12 protein-coding genes and 1 pseudogene are annotated in these 19,119 nt (G+C 43.2%); 6 read left to right on the top strand and 7 right to left on the bottom strand.

The window, feature by feature from the left end; translation table 11 throughout:
• Positions 1-105 (top strand): annotated as a pseudogene (locus tag F9Y84_RS22635) (IS982 family transposase); the annotation flags it as partial.
• Between the two features lie 287 nt (positions 106-392).
• Here the strand turns inward: F9Y84_RS22635 and F9Y84_RS18520 are convergent.
• Positions 393-2,552, bottom strand: a complete 2,160-nt coding sequence (locus tag F9Y84_RS18520) for a S46 family peptidase (RefSeq protein WP_147390992.1) — start codon at positions 2,550-2,552, stop codon at positions 393-395.
• A 378-nt stretch (positions 2,553-2,930) separates the two neighbouring features.
• On the opposite strand from F9Y84_RS18520, the gene F9Y84_RS18525 reads away from it, so the two are divergent.
• The gene (locus F9Y84_RS18525) at positions 2,931-4,526 is read left to right on the top strand and encodes an ABC-F family ATPase (RefSeq protein WP_125253815.1); all 1,596 of its coding nucleotides are present in this window, start codon (positions 2,931-2,933) and stop codon (positions 4,524-4,526) included.
• A 281-nt stretch (positions 4,527-4,807) separates the two neighbouring features.
• Here F9Y84_RS18525 and F9Y84_RS18530 read toward each other — a convergent pair whose 3' ends face one another.
• Positions 4,808-5,572: a peptidylprolyl isomerase gene (locus F9Y84_RS18530; RefSeq protein ID WP_147390991.1), complete on the bottom strand. Its 765-nt coding sequence runs from the start codon at positions 5,570-5,572 to the stop codon at positions 4,808-4,810.
• A gap of 278 nt (positions 5,573-5,850) precedes the next feature.
• Between F9Y84_RS18530 and F9Y84_RS18535 the strand changes: the two genes are divergently transcribed.
• Both F9Y84_RS18535 and F9Y84_RS18540 read left to right on the top strand, forming a co-directional pair.
• Entirely contained in the window at positions 5,851-7,110 is a 1,260-nt protein-coding gene (locus F9Y84_RS18535) for an SLC5/6 family protein (RefSeq protein WP_125253813.1), read from the top strand.
• Positions 7,111-7,240: 130 nt separating this feature from the next.
• Positions 7,241-11,446 (top strand): DEAD/DEAH box helicase, encoded by a 4,206-nt coding sequence (locus F9Y84_RS18540; protein ID WP_147390990.1) that lies wholly within the window; start codon positions 7,241-7,243, stop codon positions 11,444-11,446.
• Here F9Y84_RS18540 and F9Y84_RS18545 read toward each other — a convergent pair.
• Positions 11,430-12,536, bottom strand: a complete 1,107-nt coding sequence (locus F9Y84_RS18545) for an amidohydrolase family protein (protein WP_147390989.1) — start codon at positions 12,534-12,536, stop codon at positions 11,430-11,432. The two genes, F9Y84_RS18540 and F9Y84_RS18545, sit on opposite strands and share 17 nt — an antisense overlap.
• Positions 12,537-12,555: 19 nt before the next feature.
• The gene (locus F9Y84_RS18550) at positions 12,556-12,873 is read right to left on the bottom strand and encodes an Mpo1-like protein (RefSeq protein ID WP_147390988.1); all 318 of its coding nucleotides are present in this window, start codon (positions 12,871-12,873) and stop codon (positions 12,556-12,558) included.
• A 102-nt stretch (positions 12,874-12,975) separates the two neighbouring features.
• Between F9Y84_RS18550 and F9Y84_RS18555 the strand changes: the two genes are divergently transcribed.
• On the top strand, positions 12,976-13,446 hold the full coding sequence (locus tag F9Y84_RS18555) for a protease (protein WP_147390987.1): 471 nt from the start codon (positions 12,976-12,978) through the stop codon (positions 13,444-13,446).
• Positions 13,447-14,361: 915 nt separating this feature from the next.
• On the opposite strand, the gene F9Y84_RS18560 is transcribed toward F9Y84_RS18555, so the two are convergent.
• Positions 14,362-15,240, bottom strand: coding sequence for a flagellar protein MotY (locus tag F9Y84_RS18560; protein ID WP_147391487.1), 879 nt, complete (start codon positions 15,238-15,240; stop codon positions 14,362-14,364).
• 191 nt (positions 15,241-15,431) lie between these two features.
• On the opposite strand from F9Y84_RS18560, the gene rnt reads away from it, so the two are divergent.
• Positions 15,432-16,094: a ribonuclease T gene (gene rnt / locus F9Y84_RS18565; RefSeq protein WP_147391486.1), complete on the top strand. Its 663-nt coding sequence runs from the start codon at positions 15,432-15,434 to the stop codon at positions 16,092-16,094.
• 197 nt (positions 16,095-16,291) lie between these two features.
• Here the strand turns inward: rnt and F9Y84_RS18570 are convergent, their stop codons facing one another.
• Together F9Y84_RS18570 and F9Y84_RS18575 are read right to left on the bottom strand one after the other, a co-directional pair.
• Positions 16,292-17,944 carry a flagellar assembly protein A gene (locus F9Y84_RS18570; RefSeq protein WP_147390233.1) on the bottom strand — a complete coding sequence of 551 codons (1,653 nt, stop codon included), beginning with the start codon at positions 17,942-17,944 and terminating at the stop codon, positions 16,292-16,294.
• 498 nt (positions 17,945-18,442) lie between these two features.
• Positions 18,443-19,108 (bottom strand): hypothetical protein, encoded by a 666-nt coding sequence (locus F9Y84_RS18575; protein WP_147390234.1) that lies wholly within the window; start codon positions 19,106-19,108, stop codon positions 18,443-18,445.
• Between the last annotated feature and the right edge of the window lie 11 nt (positions 19,109-19,119).

The following is a 19,119-nucleotide window of genomic DNA, read 5'->3' on the forward strand; positions in this document are numbered from 1 at the left end:
CATAGAAGCTTGCATGGAATGATATTAACAGTCTTGGGTGCGCTGATTGCATACAGCCACAAAGAAAAAAAGCCATCAATTTCTATTGATGAACTGATGGCTTAAACCGATCTCGGGTTAATTAAGTGGTCTATTTTGAGGTGAGAAAATCTTGTCGATAACCGCGCTACCGCGTCCTGCTATCGCCAAGGTACCTACATCCGTGTAGGCAAGGCAAAAACTTTGCTATTTAGTTGTTCTAAATAAGAAGTTTTTAACGCCGTTAGCGTCAGATTTACTCCTTCAAATTGAACGAGTATTAAGTCAAATTGGTATAATTTCACCCAATAACACAAAAATGCCGACCTCTCGGTCGGCATTTTTTGTGTATCAATACAAATTAAACCTGCAGACTATTTCACTATTTTCATTTCATCTAATAGGTTTTGTGCATTGTCGACTTTGTCCATTACCCAAAGCATGTAACGCGAGTCAACGTGAATCGAACGGTTCAGGTTTTTATCATAATCCCAATCGCCAATAATGCTTTCATAAACACCGTCAAACAATAAACCAACCAGTTCAGCTTTGCCATTTAACGTCGGCGAACCAGAGTTACCACCCGTTGTGTCAACATTAGAAAGGAAGTTTACCGGTACCGTGTTCATACCACCTGTATATTGGCCATACACTTTATCGCGGATCAACTGCTGCTGTTTTTTAGGTGCATTGAAAGGATCAACATCGGTGTTTTTAGCTAACAGCCCCTCTAGAGAGGTAAACGGTGTAGCAACTAATCCATCTTGAGGTGAGTATCCACCTACTGTGCCGTAGGTAACTCTCAATGTGCTATTAGCATCAGCATAGACAGGCTTATTTTGAGACTTGTTGTAAGCAATGATTGCTTCCATAAGCGCAGGACGTGCAGCTTGCTGTTTACCGGCTAGCTCTTTTCCTTCATCTTCAATTTGCTTCATCACAGCAAAAATCGCTTTAGCATACTGCATAAATGGATCAGCGCTTTGATTGAGTTGTTCAAGATCTAAATCTAGCATCCATAGACGAACTTTCTCATCTGCCAACTTAGAGTTTGCATACATTTGATCAAGCAGTGTTTGATGATTTGCCTTATCGAAGCCTTCTTCCAGTTGTAGTTGCTTGTCTACCTCTGCAATGCGTTTTTCTTTAGGAAGCGCAGCATACAGCTCCATAAAGTAAAGCATAATTGCTTTGTCTACGGTTTCGTCGTAACGACGTGTCATGCGCTCAAGACCTGCTTTGAGCTTTGGCATATCACGTTCTTGATAACCGCGCTCGCGCTCAGCATCAGGCTTTTGCTTTTCAACGGCAAGACGATATAACTTCCTTGCCGTCGCAATCATTTGTGAGCGGTGAATATACCCCACCATCATATCGCGCACATAGTTTTCTTGTGCTTGTGATACCAGTTGGCTCAGCTCAGTCAACACATCGCCGTATTTTGCTTTGCGCTCAGCATCGGCATTGATCCACGCGATAAGGTCACGCTCAAATTGTTGCTTAGCACTATACATACTGCCCTTTTTAAAACTCTCAATCATAGAGCCAAAGTTTTTGATGTAATTGTTATAGCTAGCAATCGTACTTTCATAAGCGATTAATGCTTGAGAGCCTTCTGGCGCGTTCTCTTTGATAAGTTCCACATACTTTGCGTTGTGTTTGCGCACCATTGGATAGACAGTGTTAAACACAAAATCTACTTCTGAGGCAATACGATAACGATTAGTACGGCCCGGGTAACCGGTTACCATAACAAAGTCGCCTTCTTGCACACCTTTAGCACTCACACTTAAGAATGATTCAGGGTTATATGGTACGTTGTCTTTAGAAAACTCAGCAGGTTTGCCATCTTTTCCGACATAAGCACGATAGAATGCAAAATCACCAGTATGGCGAGGCCACATCCAGTTATCTATATCACCGCCGTATTTACCAACACCCATCGCTGGCGTGTAGGCTAAGCGTACATCTTTAATCTCAAGTGATTTAATCAAGTAGTACTCAAGACCACCGTGGAAGGTATAAACATTACAACGATAATTTTCGTCTTGCTCACACTCAGAGACAAGCTGTTTACGTTTACTATCGATGGCGTCAAAGCGTGCTTTACCGGTCAAGGAATCAACACCCTCATTGACTTTGTCTGTGACGTTCGAGACTTCTTTCGTTACATAAATACGCGAACCTGGCGCTGCAGGTAAATCTTCGCTTGGTGTTTTCGCCAAGAAGCCGTTTTCTAAAATATTGTTGTCAGTCGTAGAGTTATATTGAATAGAGCCATACGCACAGTGATGGTTAGTAACCACTAAGCCCTTAGGGGAAACAAATGACGCCGTACAGCCGCCAAGGCTGATCACCGCGTTCATAGGAAACTCAGTTAATTTAGAAATCGACTTAGGGTCAATCTCAAGTCCTTTAGACTTCAAGATAGACTCTAGCTCAGGTAGTTGATGTGGTTGCCACATGCCTTCATCGGCTGCAATGTACTGAGAAAAGGCCAACACCATGGCCGCGGAGATAGCTTTGATACGCATATTCCAATCCTAAATTGTTATATTATTTTAATTACGGTCGGTAATGTGACCTAAGATTATGCTAAATAGCAATTTATTTCGATAAAATTTGATAAACCGATGTAAACAAACTCTCTGAACAGATGTTGCTAAATCCAGTTTTTTCTCGTATCAAATTTCATTGGCAAATCCAGTGGCTTCTCAAGTGCCTTAAATCCACCTGATGCTTTTAAAACTTACTTTTTCTCATTTTAGCAACGCCTAATAAAGCCAGTACTTTCATCCAAATTTAATGTCTTACCAGACACTAAATGAATGTTTGCATTTACCAAACTTTTTGCATCATTTACCCCTTATAAATGTTAGGATCGCCGCAATTGTCAGTAATGAGTCAAATTTATGCTTTCGTGTAACAACATCACTATGCAGTTTGGTGCAAAACCACTGTTTGAGAATATTTCCGTTAAGTTTGGTGACGGCAACCGCTACGGCCTAATAGGCGCTAACGGATGCGGTAAATCCACCTTTATGAAAATCCTAAGCAAAGAGCTTGAACCAAGTGCAGGTAACGTAAACTACGATCCAAACGAGCGTATCGCTAAGCTAAATCAGGATCAATTTGCCTACGAGCAATATACGGTTGTAGACACAGTGATCATGGGTCATAAAGAGCTGTGGGAAATCAAACAAGAGCGCGATCGCATTTACTCACTACCTGAGATGAGCGAAGAAGACGGTATGCGTGTTGCCGATCTTGAAACGCAATTTGCTGAAATGGATGGCTATTCCGCTGAAGCAAAAGCCGGTGAATTACTCCTCGGTGTTGGTATTCCAACCGAGCAACATTACGGCCTCATGTCTGAAGTTGCTCCGGGCTGGAAACTACGTGTGCTACTAGCGCAGGTATTATTTGCAGAGCCAGATATCATGCTCCTAGACGAACCAACCAACAACTTGGATATCTACACCATCAAGTGGCTGGAAGATGTATTGAATCAGCGTGATTGTACTATGATCATCATCTCTCACGACCGTCACTTCCTAAACTCAGTGTGTACACACATGGCGGATATCGACTACGGTGAGCTGCGTATCTACTCTGGTAATTACGATGAGTACATGTTTGCAGCAACACAAGCTCGCGAGCGTCTGCTTTCAGATAACGCGAAGAAAAAGGCGCAAATTGCCGAGCTACAACAGTTTGTTTCGCGTTTCTCTGCAAACGCATCAAAAGCAAAACAAGCCACCTCTCGTGCTAAGCAAATTGATAAAATTCAGCTGGAAGAAGTTAAAGCGTCAAGCCGTCAAAACCCATTTATTCGCTTTGAGCAAGAAAAGCCGCTATTTCGTAATGCCCTTGAGCTTGAATCTTTATCACAAGGTTACGAAGAGACGTTATTCTCAAACTTAAACGCATTGGTTGAAGTTGGTGAAAAGGTTGCGATTATCGGTGAAAACGGCGTGGGTAAAACCACCCTCCTCAACACCCTTGCCGGCCGTCAAGCGCCACTGTCAGGCGCGTATAAATGGTCAGAAAATGCCAACATAGGTTACTACGCGCAAGATCACGCTGACGAATTTGAAAAAGATCTCGACCTTTTCCAATGGATGGAACAGTGGCAACAGCCAGGCGATGATGAGCAAGTCGTACGCGGCTTCCTTGGCCGTATGCTGTTTTCTCAAAACGACATCAAAAAGTCCGTTAAGGTGATCTCAGGTGGTGAGCAAGGCCGTATGCTATTTGGCAAAATCATGATGCACAAGCCTAATATTCTGCTGATGGATGAGCCAACTAACCACATGGATATGGAGTCTATCGAGTCTCTAAACCTAGCATTAGAGCAGTACGAAGGCACACTATTCTTCGTCTCGCATGACCGTCAGTTTGTATCTTCTCTTGCTACGCGTATTTGGGAAATCAAAGACGGACAGATCATTGATTTCCAAGGTACTTATGACGAATACCTTGCGAAAAAAGCAGCCGAAGCACTGTAAATCTATCCTGTTCAGGGTCGCTTACTGGCCCTGAACACGCCCCGATACCTTCCTATCATGGTGTATAGTTCTTATATATCAAATAAAAGCAGCTGAATTGTTCAATGCTCAAGCATAATACCAATTAGCATCAATGCTTGCTCAAAATAGACCTCTTAATTAGGATAATTGGTATCAGTCAGCGAATAGGCTTTATAAAAAATAAGCGCACCGAAGTGCGCTTCCAAGTTATTAACCTGAGATCAGGTTAACTAGGGACTGTTGTGCAATCGCACTCAAAACTATTTCACTCTACGTCTAAAACCCAGCGCAGCTGCAAGTAAGAAAAGACCCGCAAACATCGACCCACCAGAAGAGCCCGAATCTTGATCTGTTGACGGTTTGTCAGTAACTTGGTCAATCAAGGTATTCGCTTTTTGTGTTAATCCCGCAGCAGAGTTAGGATCGTCATCTAACACTGTAATTGCATTGAGTGTTACAAAATTAGCAGCACCTGGGTCTGTTTCAGTGTCTTTACACTGCTCATCGGTAAAGTTAACTAACGGCACATTACCACAACGTGGAATTTGAGCGATGGCTTCTAGTACTTCCATACCGTCACCAATTACTTGACCAAACACGGTGTAGCCACCATTTTCTACGTCTAAATTACTACTATTATCCTCTAAGTTTATAAACCACTGGCTGGTCGCACTATCAGGTTTATAAGCCACCTTAGCCATTGCAATTGTGCCTTTGACATTTGACCACTTAGGTTCATTTTCAACCGCATTATAGGTTTCAATCGCATCAAGCGGAACTTTACCTTCATAAGTAAAGCCACCTCCTTGCACGACAAACTCGGGGATCACTCGGTGGATCACAGTATCAGAGTATCGTTCGTTGTTTACATACTGCAAAAAGTTTTCAACTGTCTTAGGAGTGCTTTGATCATATAGATTCACTTGAAAACTACCGTGTGAGGTCTGAAACTCAACAATTGTCGCGTTAGCAGTAACACTTCCTAGCATCGCTGAGGCGAGCAATAGCGTATTTAACTTGAACATACTTTTCCACTTAGTTATTTCATATTTATTTGCGTCTTAGAATAAAAATTAATTTTTAACGCGGCTAGCAAATCATTGTCGATGGTAACAATTAAAAACATTTACAGACGTAGGTTTACAAAAGCGACACAGCGATAACTAGGTAATTGTGCAGGTTTTAGTCAAAAAAACGTATTTCACCGCATAACTCCTCTGAGTAGACGGTTTATACATGCAACTCTTAACCATTTTTTATATGATCCGCCCGATTATAATTCTAAATCCAGGACAACAAGTTTATGAGTAATTCCTCTGAGGCAACGATGGAGATGAACTCCGTCAGTAATAGCCGCTGGACAAAACATGATACCCACTGGGTATTGAGCTTATTTGGAACCGCTGTTGGAGCAGGTATTTTGTTCCTGCCAATCAATATTGGGATCGGTGGTTTTTGGCCACTTCTCATTATGACTGCCCTTGCTTTTCCAATGACCTATTTAGCGCACCGAGGGCTCGCTCGCTTTGTGCTTTCTTCAAAGCAAAAAAATGCTGATTTTACCGATGTAGTCGAAGAACACTTCGGCGCTGGTGCTGGCCGCTTAATTTCCCTACTCTACTTTTTCTCTATTTTCCCTATTTTGCTTATTTACGGTGTTGGTCTGACTAACACTGTCGATAGCTTTATTGTCAATCAGCTAGGGTTTGGATCCCCTTCACGTATTTTGCTGTCAGGTTTATTGGTCGCAGGCATGATTGCCATTATGCTAGGCGGTGAAAAGCTATTGCTCCGTGCTTTCGCTATTTTGGTTTACCCACTTGTTGGTGTACTTCTGTTTTTGTCACTGTATTTAGTACCTAACTGGCAAATGCCCGTAGTCAGTACACCAGATGTTGCCAGTTTAACGCAGTTATTGTGGTTATCTGTGCCGATCGTGGTGTTCTCCTTTAGTCACGCAGCGGCGATCTCAAGCTTTGCTAATGTGCAACGTCGCCATTACAAGAGTGAAGCGGTGCAAAAGTCTGAAGCCATCTTGCGTATCACCTCAATTATGTTGATTGTATTTGTCTTGCTGTTTGTATTTTCTTGCGTATTTTCATTAACACCAGAGCAAATGGAAGCTGCAAAAGAATCAAACGTTTCCGTATTGTCTTACCTAGCCAACGTTTATAACAATCCATTTATTGCTATGCTTGGGCCACTGGTTGCGTTTATTGCCATCACCTCTTCATTCTTAGGTCATTTCTTAGGTGCTCGTGAGAGCTTCAATGGGCTGGCAACCAAACAAACTAACATGAGTTACAAAGTAGCTGACAAAGCGGGTATCGCATTTATGTTTGTTGCTATCTGGATTTGCTCAGTGCTAAACCCAAGTATTCTCGATATGATGGGCGCAATTTCAGGGCCTATCATTGCGATGATCTTGTTTATTATGCCGACTATAGCGGTGTTTAAAGTCCCTGCGCTACAAAAATACAAAAGCCATATTGGTACCTATTTCGTATTAATTGTGGGCTTATTGGCGGTTTCGGCATTGCTATATAACCTAAGCTTTGGCTAGTCACAGACATACCCAAAATTTTAGTGATATTGGGAGGCATCGCCTCCCGCTCCAACGCATCACCTCCATGGTAGTTAAGCGCAAATTGTGGTAGTTTTCAGTGTCTTAAAATGAACACTGCGACTGAACAATGAACTTTGACTTTGTGCCATCCACTAATGAAGAAATTGTAGCCTTAACACATCAGGTAGATGCGCTACCAGCGCAAGAGCAAACCTTGCTCTGCATTTTGGCCGTCGTTTACAAGCCAGTCTCAGCAATAAAACTCAAACGCCTAATACAGGCTCTTGTTAGTAAAGAAATTATTCCTAGCACTGAGTTTGAACAAGGAATAAGCCATAGCCAGATCATGAAATGGCGCGCTGACGGTTTAGTCACGTTTAATGAAGATGGCGTACAAATCAACCTAAAACTCGCGACCGGTTTAAGTCAAAAAGTCATGGCCGAAGGGCAGTTTTTACCCATACTCAATACTGCCGAAGAATTTATACCGGTTCTTAATGCTTATGAATGGGAAAGACAATTTGCTGATGAACAGCGCCTCATTCGCGATTTTTTATTTATAAATCAATTATCAAAAGCACGTGCGCAACTCGGGTTTAATAAAGACCCACAAGCCGTGTGCTATAAAACCAACCAAGTACTACTGCCACTTTATTTTTATCCGTTCTCGTTGGAGCGATTTAGCACCCTCCCCGAAGATTTGCAGTACCAAGCATTTTCAACCTTGCTGTATACCTTAATACAAAGTGGCCAAAGTATTGCCTTTGCGCTAGACACGCTGGAACAGGTTGAGGCCAAAACACAAAACCCACCATTAACGGCACTATTAGCAGAATACCAACTGTACACATTACAGTTAGATGCCGCACAGAGTATGGTAACTCAACATCACAGCAGCTACGAGTTACAGATACGAGCTGCGATTACTTTTTTGCAGCAAAGTGAAAATGCCGCCTCAGAGTTTACAGCAGCCCTTAAAGCGAAGGATAAAATCACCAAGCGTAAAAAGCAGTACTTAGGCAGAACCCTTGGGTTATTTCATAAACTGGCATTACTACAACAAGCTAATAACCAAGATGCCGCGCTTTTTGAAGTGTTATCACTACAATTAGAGTATGAAAACCAAGACAATAAAGCTCCCTTTTGCAATTATTTTGCCAATAACGTCTTACTCTATTGCAGTGAAAGCCTCTCGCAAAATAACCCATACAGTAGCGCACATTTAAAGTACTCTGCTTTGAAGCAGTCGCACTATTTTGACTATTACATTGGCCGCTTACTTGACTGCTTTGCATACTTTTGGTGTAACAAAACCTTAGACGCTACGGCGCTTGAACACCTTGATGATTGCGTGAGCGCATTTGAACAGCTGTCGATGTCGCTTTTTGCTCAGCTTGCAAAACAACTGCGACTTGCCCAACATGGAGAGTTTCAGCCACTGACAAGTGCTCTCGACATTAACCTCAGTACGCTTGTGGCTAAAAAGTCACCGTGGGATTTGGCACTTGATAAACTTATCGCATTAAACCCAAGCAGTAACGCCACTCAGGCGGCCGATACGGAATACCGACTGATCTGGCAAATTAGGCAAGGTCGCTTTGATATTGAATTTTTAGCCAGAGAACAAAAACGGGGAAAAACCGGCTGGGGCAAGGGTAAGCCTTTACCTTGTAAGCAACTTAAACAGCATCCTGAACGCTTCAGTTACATAAGCCAATCAGATAAAAAACTCATTGAGGCCATCGCATTGCAAGCCAGTTATGGCTACAGCAGCAAGTCTGATTATGTACTGGCAGGGATCCCAGCTTTAAGAGCTGCGGTTGGCGCAACAAACCTCTATCATGAGGACGACTTAACGCAGCCTATTACCATATCCGAGCAGACCCCTGAATTACACATTCGTCAGCACGGTGATGAGCTTTTACTTTCAGTGCCAAATCTACCGAGTTATTTTACCCAGCCGCAAAGCTACTCATTTGTCCAGCATGACGAACATCAGTATACGTTTATTGTATTTAATCAATCACATATACAAGTCGCTGAAATCATTAGCGAATCAGGGTTAAGCGTACCTGTTAGTGCAAAGCAAAAAGTACTGTCGAGTATTAAAGCCATTGCTCCTTATCTGAATGTTCAGTCGGATTTAGCCGACATTGACACAGGTCTTGATGTCATTGCAGCGCAGTCTACCCTCGTTATCAATATTCAACCTTACCATCAAGGTTTAGACTTTCATTGTGTGGTGATGCCGTTTGGTGAAAAAGGCCCTGTTTTCCACCCTGGTCATGGTACTGCCACGGTTAGTGCAGAAATCGACGGCAAACGCTTGTCTACCACCCGGGATCTCCTGCTTGAGCAACAAGGGCTTGATGAACTTGACACCCATTGTCCGTTGTTTTTAGAGATGATTGACAACCGCCTCAGCTTGGCGCAAATGGATGAAGCACTGGAGGTATTGCAAGAGCTTGAAATGGTAGTCAACCAAGATCCTTGCCCTATGCAACTCAGGCTAAGGTGGCCAAAAGGTAAAAAAGTCCGCCTCAGTAACAAGCTTGAAAGCCAACATTTGCAACTGGCTATGACCAAGAAAAACGAATGGTTTGATATCACCGGCGAGCTGCAAGTAAATAATGACCAAGTGATTGAGCTAAAAACACTACTCAAGATGGTTGCTACCAGTAATGGCCGTTTTATTGCACTGGACAGTGAGCAGGTGGTTGCCCTTTCAAGTGAACTAAAGTCTCAACTTGATAAGCTCAATCATGCCACCGAAGGCGGTAAATTCCATCCACTTGCTACGCCTTTGATTGCTGAAGCCACCACCGGCATGCGCATGAAAACCTTACCTGCATGGGAAGAGCAACATGATAAAATGCACCAAGCCGTGGCGTTAACTGTGCAGCTACCATCAACATTACAGGCCAAGCTTAGAGACTATCAACAAGCAGGATTTGACTGGGCCATGCGACTTGCCCATTGGGGCGCTGGCGCGTGCCTTGCCGATGACATGGGGCTTGGCAAAACCATCCAAGCACTAGCGATAATATTAGCTCGTGCACATAAAGGGCCTACGTTAATAATTGCTCCCACCTCAGTTTGTTTTAATTGGCAGCAAGAAATTCAAAAGTTTGCGCCAACGTTGTCGGTAAAAGTATTTGCCGACTCTGCAAATTCAGAGGCCAGAGCACAACTGCTCAGTGATCTGCAGCCACTGGACTGTGTCATTTTAAGCTACGGCTTATTACAGCGCGAAGTTGACATATTAAAGCCCATTGCATTTGAAACGATTGTCGCTGATGAAGCGCAGGCACTAAAGAACCCGCTTGCAAAGCGCACTCAGGCAGCATGTGCACTTAAAGGAAAATTTAAACTTATTACCACAGGGACACCAATCGAAAACAACCTTACCGAGCTGTGGTCACTATTTCGGTTTGTAAACCCGGGACTACTTGGCAACCTGAAGCGTTTTAGCGAAAAGTTTTCTGCGCCAATTGAAAATGCAAATGAGGACAAAGTCGCAGCGCACCGAGCCCGCAAAGGATTAAAACACCTGATCCAACCGTTTATTTTACGTCGCATGAAGCACCAGGTATTAACAGAGCTACCACCACGTACGGAGATAAATGTAGCGGTTCAGTTAAGCCAAGAAGAGCAAACCTTTTATGAAGCGCTTAGGCAAAACGCCATTGATGAAATCTCCCAGTCCGCGCAACAAGATAGCGCCAATGAGCAGCGCTTTAAAATGTTGGCAGCGCTTACTCGTTTACGCCAAGCCTGTTGTCATCCAAAACTCTTATTGGCTGAAAGCCAAGTCGCCAGTGCCAAATTAGCGGCATTAGACGAATTACTAACAGAGCTACAAGAAAATAATCATAAGGCGCTCATTTTTAGCCAGTTTGTTGGTCATTTACAGCTGATCAAAAGTCACCTTGAAAAACGTGGTATTCGCTTTCAATATTTGGATGGCAGTACCCCTCCTAAGGCACGACAACAAGCGGTCAACGCCTTTCAAAAAGGTGAAGGCGAGGTATTCCTAATTAGTCTTAAAGCAGGCGGCTCTGGCCTGAACCTTACCGCAGCGGATTATGTCATTCACATGGATCCTTGGTGGAATCCAGCGGTTGAGGAGCAAGCTTCAGATCGTGTTCATCGCATGGGACAAACGCGCCCTGTCACGATATATCGCTTAATCGCTAAAGGAACTATTGAGGAGCAAATTGTTGAGCTGCATCATCATAAAAAAGATCTAGCAGATCAACTGCTAGCCAATACGGACAAAGTGATGAAGCTCGATGTCAACGATGTGCTGTCGATGCTTAAGGAGACGCTGTAGTACAGATCTCTGGCGCTCGATACGGTAATTCCAACAAATCAAAGTAGTTCTGACCAAGCGCGATACGACGAAAAGCATTATCGTCAAGGCTGGCCAAAACACGACTGTTAATGTCCACTTCCTCTTTGTAGTCAGCAAAACGTTTGTTTTTGCTGGCAACAAAGTCACTCCCCGGTAAAAAACGCTCAGCATGGGCGTTGATAAACTCAACATATTGGCTGTTGACGGTTGGAAAGCTAAAATAATAGTCGTATAAAATTCGCCAAGAAAGATCCACTTTAAGATTTTTATAGCGAGCAAACAGCTTCTGCATGGTGCGAATATGTAAGCTGGGGTCAATACGGCTTAGCTCTTTTGAGATCCCCATGTGCATCCAGATGATGTCGTTATCAGGGTAGCGCGTTAATACTTCCTCAAGTAAAGGTAAGTAGCGAAGCGGCGCCTCGTTATCGCCCAAATCAGCATGCAGTGCCAGTGGAGTCTTCTTCTCTTGTAGTACTTGCATAAATGGCTGCCACTTAGCGATAGTATCCATACTTACTGCTTGATGACCGTTATCAAAGTGTGCGGCTTTCACCATATTAACCTCTCCCATCCAACGAAATAGATCACCAAACTCTTCCTCAAGCAGCGCCATATTGGCAAGTATCGTGTCTGGTTTATGGAGATCAGCAAAGGTCATTGATAGGGTTAGATGCACTTTATCTGCCCCATGTTTTACATAGTTATTGGCATTTTTAATATCATTTTCAATACTTGGTGCGATGACATGTGTGTAGCACCCTCGCTCACCAACACATCCTGATTTGCGTGTATAGATTTGGCCAATACCATATACATTGACAAACAACACCCCAGCACGCTCCGCCCAGTTAACCAATTTATTAAAAGGGACAGCGTCGCCGCGAAACGGCTGAAAATGATGGTGGCTATCAACGGCAAAATAATTAGACTGGCGCTGTCTGTTATAACACTGACTATTTTCTGGGCTAAACATTGCTAAGCTGCGCACACTTGTTGCCGATATGGTTTCACAGCTGCTGAGTAAAAAAACACACCCCATCGCTATAAGCATTTGTTTTATATTCATTTGGTTTACTTCATATTCCCTACCAAGGTACCTTAGCGCAGATCATATCTTTATACATAACCCAGTCTCCCATCAAGCTATATAACGGATATTGGAACGTCGCGGGTTTATTCTTTTCAAAAAAGAAGTGACCAATCCAAGCAAAACCATACCCCGCAACAGGCAACAACCAAAGCAACGACCACTGCGCCGAAAAAATGATATAGAATAACAGTACTAGCACCACAGTTGACCCGGCAAAATGAAGCCTGCGGCAGATTTTATTTTTATGCTCAGAGAGATAATAAGGATAAAATGATGCAAAAGAATTGAACTCTTTGTTATTGTTTTTAGTCATCTATATGTATTATTAGTTATTTGACCGTATTGCTCAGCATAGTGCAAAGCAATTACATTGAAAACAAAAAGGATTGGGCGTGGCAACAGGCTCAGAATAATTATGTTGAAACCCATATTAATATTTTCTGCCACTTTGCTATTAGCAGCTTGTAATGACACCACTTCAACCACTGATCCGCAGGCAAGTATGAATTCACAGCGCAACATTCAATGTAGTGTCGCAAAAGGTAACGACGTAACCATGAGCTATCCGGTCAAATTCACCTTTACCAACTTAGGGAACGAAGATGCTAAGTTCCTCATTTGGCATACCCCGTTTGAAGGATGGTGGAGTCAATTTTTAGTGGTAGAGCAAAATGGTAAAAAGCTCAATTATCAAGGCCCAATGGCCAAACGCCTCACGCCAGAGGCAAACGAGTTTTTGACACTTACTGCGGGGCAAAGCAAAAGCGTAGAGCTGGACTTAACGCTCGCCTATGAGATAAATACCGCACAACCTATCGCTATCACCTACAATAACCAGCTTAGCCATCCACTCGCACTCACAGCAAGCTGCAACAAGGTGCTATAAACTTAGCCCGAGTCTAGGTTAATAAAAATGCAGCGGCCGTACGGAAAATAGAAAAGCGACCCCTTGTAGGAGCGACTTTACGTCGCGATCTCTCCTCGACCAAACAGCCCGCTCATACAAACACAATCTAAAACTGGAAGCATATTTGCTGTGCACACAACCCCTTGTAGGAGCGACTTTACGTCGCGATCTCTTCTCGACCACACAGCCCGCTCATACAGACACAATCTAAAGCTGAAAGCATATTTACTGTAGAAACAACCCCTTGTAGGAGCGACTTTACGTCGCGATCTCTGTCCCCACCACACAGTCCGCTCATACAAACACAATCTAAAGCTGAAAGCATATTTACTGTAGAAACAACCCCTTGTGGGAGCGACTTTACGTCGCGATCCTTCTCGACCACACTGCACGCTCATACAAACACAATCTAAAGCTGTAAGCATATTTGCTGTGCACACAACCCCTTGTAGGAGCGACTTTACGTCGCGATCTCTTCTCGACCACACAGCCCGCTCATACAAACACAATCTAAAACTGGAAGCATATGTACTGCACACACAACCCCTTGTAGGAGCGACTTTACGTCGCGATCTCTTCTCGACCACACAGCCCGCTCATGCAGACACAATCTAAAGCTGTAAGCATATTTGCTGTGCACACAACCCCTTGTAGGAGCGACTTTACGTCGCGATCTCTTCCCCACCACACAGCCCGCTCATACAGACACAATATAAAGAGGGAAGTCATATGTACTGTGCACACAATCCCGTGTAGGAGCGACTTTACGTCGCGATCTCTTCTCGACCACACTGCACGCTCATGCAGACACAATCTAAAGCTGTAAGCATATTTGCTGTGCACACAACCCCTTGTAGGAGCGACTTTACGTCGCGATCTCTTCCACCAAAACCATCAAGGCCTTGATATTTGAATAATCACCCGACGGTTTTTACCACGACCAATGGCATTATCATTGGTGTCCACATGACGCTTTTCACCAAAACCATCAGTCATAATCTTATCCTCTGCCACCCCAAGGCTTGCCATATAAGACTTTATCGCCTCCGCTCGCCTTTTTGACAGTCGCAAATTGGTGTCTCTACCGCCGTAGCTATCACTGTATGCAGAAATATAAATTTGCTCAATTTTAGGATCGTTCTTTAAGTACTCGCCTATCATATCCAAACGTTGTCGAGATGATTTTGTTAACTCACTGGAATTCTTTTTATAATTCATCACAGTAAATGCAATATCTTCAAAACTATAGGGCAATAAATTGTCTCGGCACTGCAAAAATGCCCAATAGGCTTGCTTAAAATTGACTGACGACAGTGCCACAGACACTTTGTCTACATCATTGTGCCAATCTTTATAATAAAACGTGGGAAAATACCCCTTTTCAAGCTCCGTTAGCAGCTCCCACGCCACATCATTGTCCAGCTCACCATCAAACTTTTTCAGTAACTTCATCTGCCCAATGCTTCTTGCTGGTTTACCGGCTCGCCACAACGGCGGCACCGACTCAAGGCCAGCAAAGTCGTAACTTTCAGGGCGCACTACCATATCAAGATTAAACGTTAAGTCTTTATTTTTACTGGCATGGCTGGAAAAAATCGCTTCACCATAATACGGAACTTCATGGTTTAATGCACAGCTCAAGCGGTTGGTTTGGTCAACTTGCCAATGGGATGCGTCTGCCTCGGCAGCATATTGCCGCATCGCAGCATCAGCATTAAGCGTCACGGCGCACAGGGATAAGCTTATCCAACTCGCTGATTTATAAAACTTAATCACTTAATACCTCACTACATTCACTCATTAGTATGCCATTACGGTGTGCCAATTTTGTGTGAACCGCAATACTAAACCATTATCTACAAATCAAAAGCAATAAATATACCACTTTGAACCCTTGCAAGTCGCTCGCATCTTGCCGAGGTATCAGTATAATAGGCCGCTCAATTTCACAAACCAAGAAGATTATGTCTGATACCGAGCAAACGCTATTTTCAAAACGCTTTCGCGGCTTCTTTCCTGTAGTTATCGACGTGGAAACCGCAGGCTTTAATAAAGATACTGACGCCCTACTAGAAATCGCAGTCAGTATGCTAAAAATGGATGATAACGGCATATTAAGTTTAGATCAGACGGTACATTTTCATGTCGCACCTTTTGAAGGGGCTAATATTGAACAATCAGCAATAGAGTTTAATGGTATCGATCCATTCTCTCCGCTTAGGGGCGCAGTTGCTGAAGACGAAGTTATTAAAGAAATCTGTAAAGCCGTTCGCAAAGCCCAAAAAGCCGCAGGCTGCCAGCGCTCTGTTGTTGTAGCTCACAATGCCGCTTTTGACCATGGCTTTTTAAATGCCGCAATTGAGCGCAATAATATAAAACGCACGCCCTTTCACCCGTTTGTAAGCTTCGACACAACTTCGCTTGCAGGACTGGCGCTTGGACAAACTGTCCTTGCCAAAGCTTGCCGTACCGCAGGGATCGAATTTGACAATAGCCAAGCTCACAGCGCTTTATATGATACTGAACGCACCGCTGAGCTATTTTGTTATATCGTGAATAAATGGCAGGCATTAGGTGGTTGGCCGCTACCAGAACCTGAAGAAGAAGAAGGCCAAACAGAACAGTAATACCAATTAAACTTAATACTTGCTCAATTTGAAGGAGTCAATCTGACGCTAACGGCGTTAAAAATTTCTCATTTAGAACAACTAAATAGCAAAATTTTTGCCTTGTTATCGACAAGATTTTCTCGCCTCAAAATAGACCACTTAATTAAGATAATTGGTATAAAAATTCAAATGCCAGCTAGGTTGCTGGCATATTTTTAGGCAATTTCTGCGGTTTTTGCAGTGGTAAACTGCTGCATCAGCTTACCTTCATGTAATTTAACAAAATTTGGCGGGTATATTCTTGAAAACAATTTAGTGTCTTTGGCTATTTTGACTTCAGTGCCTGGGTGCATCAATTCGTTCACCGTGACCCGGCTTAAACGCGTAAGTCGATGTATTTTTTGTTGTACTAAACGAATGTTGCGCTGGTTAAGGCCATAGTGCTTATTGATTTGTTTTTCACTGTGTTGCAACTTGGCCAAGTAAGCGTCGCGTTTCGGTGATTGAGAAGACGCCTTCGCTCGCTTCATCGCCAGCTTGATTTCAATTACCTTAGCAGCAAGTACCTTTTCAAGTTCTACCAGCTCACGGTGCTTATCATGTAGGCTGTCCCAATCTTGCGCCAATGAAATTCGCGTTCTTGTACCAGAAGGCGCGCCTAACTCACCGGTTTCAATTCGCATGGCATCAAACACATTACCACCAATTAATTTACCTCTTGGGGTATCGCCTTTACCGACCTTGATCAATCGCTTTGATGTCAGATCACAATGCAGCGCTTGACGCTCTATTAAAATGTCATGCTCACTTTCTATTTGGCAATACTGCGCATAACCCAAAGAGATACTGCGCTTGGCTTGAATAGAACATGAGAATGCCTCCCCTTCGGTTCGCTTACGGCCAATCGCCCCAAGCATTACCGTTACCGCACTACTGCTTTCTAGTACCGCAGACTCAACAAAGCCAATAACGGTAATATCACCCGAGGCTTTTACTCGCATCCCATCTTTGATGTCGCCACTAACAATAATGCTACCATCAAATTCAACATGTCCTGTTGTTACATCAATATTGTCGTAACACAGCACGTCATCTACACGCATCCCTCTGGGAATAGCCACAGGCACGCCTTTAGAGTCTGCAATCAATAAGTTGCTATCGCTTGGGTCGAGTTTAGTACCTTCAGACACTTCCAGCGGCGCGTCTTTACCCGGTTTTGGCTCAATCACATCGCCAAATACCGTATATCCCGGCTCACCTTCCGTTGGAGGCACTTTTTTCATCAATGGACTACCAGGTTTAACGGTGATGATTGCGCCTAGATTGCGCATATCCACTTTACCACCACTTGATTGCTGCGGGCTGAGCACTCTGTCTTGCGCTGTCATGCACAGGCGCACAAACTTTGCATCACTGCCATCTTTTGCGCGTTGACCGTGGGCGACTATGCCTTTGTAGGTGTGCCCCGCAGGTAACTCAAGTTGTTGACCAAGCAGGTTATCAAGTGCTTTACCACTCACCCCTTTTTTAATACCGGCTTGTATTAATGCTTGCTTGGCTTTGTTCATACAGACCAGCTTACCACCTTTTGCCGTGGTAATTTTTGCCTCCGCAAGCATATTCCCTTCTTCAATATGGACAGATATTGACGCATCAATGGCACGTGCAACCACCAAAGAATCTTGCTCTGGCGTTTCACTGGCAGTAAATAGTTGACCAATATTGGCATGGATGATTTCAAAATCCGCATACGGCGAGCCTTCAATCATCTCAACTAACTGAGACGAACTTGCCGGAAAACCAGATTCTACGGGATGAGAAAGCAAATAAACGTAGCCCTCATCCTCATCAAAGCGAAATAATGACATTCATCAACCCTGAAAAAGTATGCACAAACTTATTGTTATATGTTGTTTTTAATGCAGCGACTTCATTTGAGCACAAGTTCTTTTGATTGTTAAGCTTAACATCGTGTGAATTGCTACAAAATATAAATGAATGTAAATCATTCTGTGCATCAAAAATACAAGTTATTATTTTCCCTACATTAATCGGCTTTACACGCAAAACCTTTAGGTAAACTTTTGCGTTAAACGCCAATTTCATAACTAAGTATGAGTAATGAGTAGCCTATAAGGCTGTTTCAATATAGGGTAATTGGATTTTAGGAAAAAGAAAGTGAATTTTTTAAAGCAATGGATTATCGCAAACTCAGGGCTGATTTTAACGTGTGTTTGTTTATTCAATGCCTAGACGACGAAAAGCCAAAGTACGACCTTGTTTCTTCAGGAGGTGAAGACATTGATGTGTTTTGACTCTTTTTCGTTAAGCTATCGCCCAATATGGGCGTTGAAGTATAGAGTTATTCACTGACAAGTGGTGATGGCACTTTTTGATTCAACCGGGAATACGGCGCTGTTGTTAGACTCTGAGGCTAAAAAGTCGATGGGTTTTGTTGAAAGTAAAATAAAGCCATACTTTTGTGAGGTGTTTGCCAATGCCGTTACCGCTTGGTGAGATAAGCTTTGAATGGGTGCAATGTCGCCATGGCGTTTTGAGTCAGCCATTATCCAGTAATGTCCGGTTTGGCTCGCGGTGTAACCTGCTACGACTTTGTAATGACCAACACAGTGATAAATGATGAAGTTTTCTTTTTGTGTGACCCAGTTAGCAATATCTGAAACGGCAATCTGCGCCAGCATATCGCCAGTTAACAAGGCGCTAAATGGTGCCACCTTGTTGGTTTTACACACACTGTTAAACAAACGAATAATGTCAAAGTTACTCATGCCTTTTGGGTCTACTAACGCCATATTTTCAGTTGCTGGGTCGGCGAAGCCCGAGACTTTACGTTTGGTATAGAACCCAGCATTAAATTGTTGATGAAAGGAGTCTTGAGTAAATTCGTCATCAAACAAAGTATTAACTACAGCGATTAATGAACAGATCCCACAAAAGTTTTTATATTGTGGTTGAATAAAGTGCGTAAATATACCCTGATCAAAATAACGCGCTTCGGTAATAGTAGTCATTAGCTTACTTC

This window comes from Pseudoalteromonas peptidolytica, assembly GCF_012641745.1.
Classification (GTDB): domain Bacteria; phylum Pseudomonadota; class Gammaproteobacteria; order Enterobacterales; family Alteromonadaceae; genus Pseudoalteromonas; species Pseudoalteromonas peptidolytica.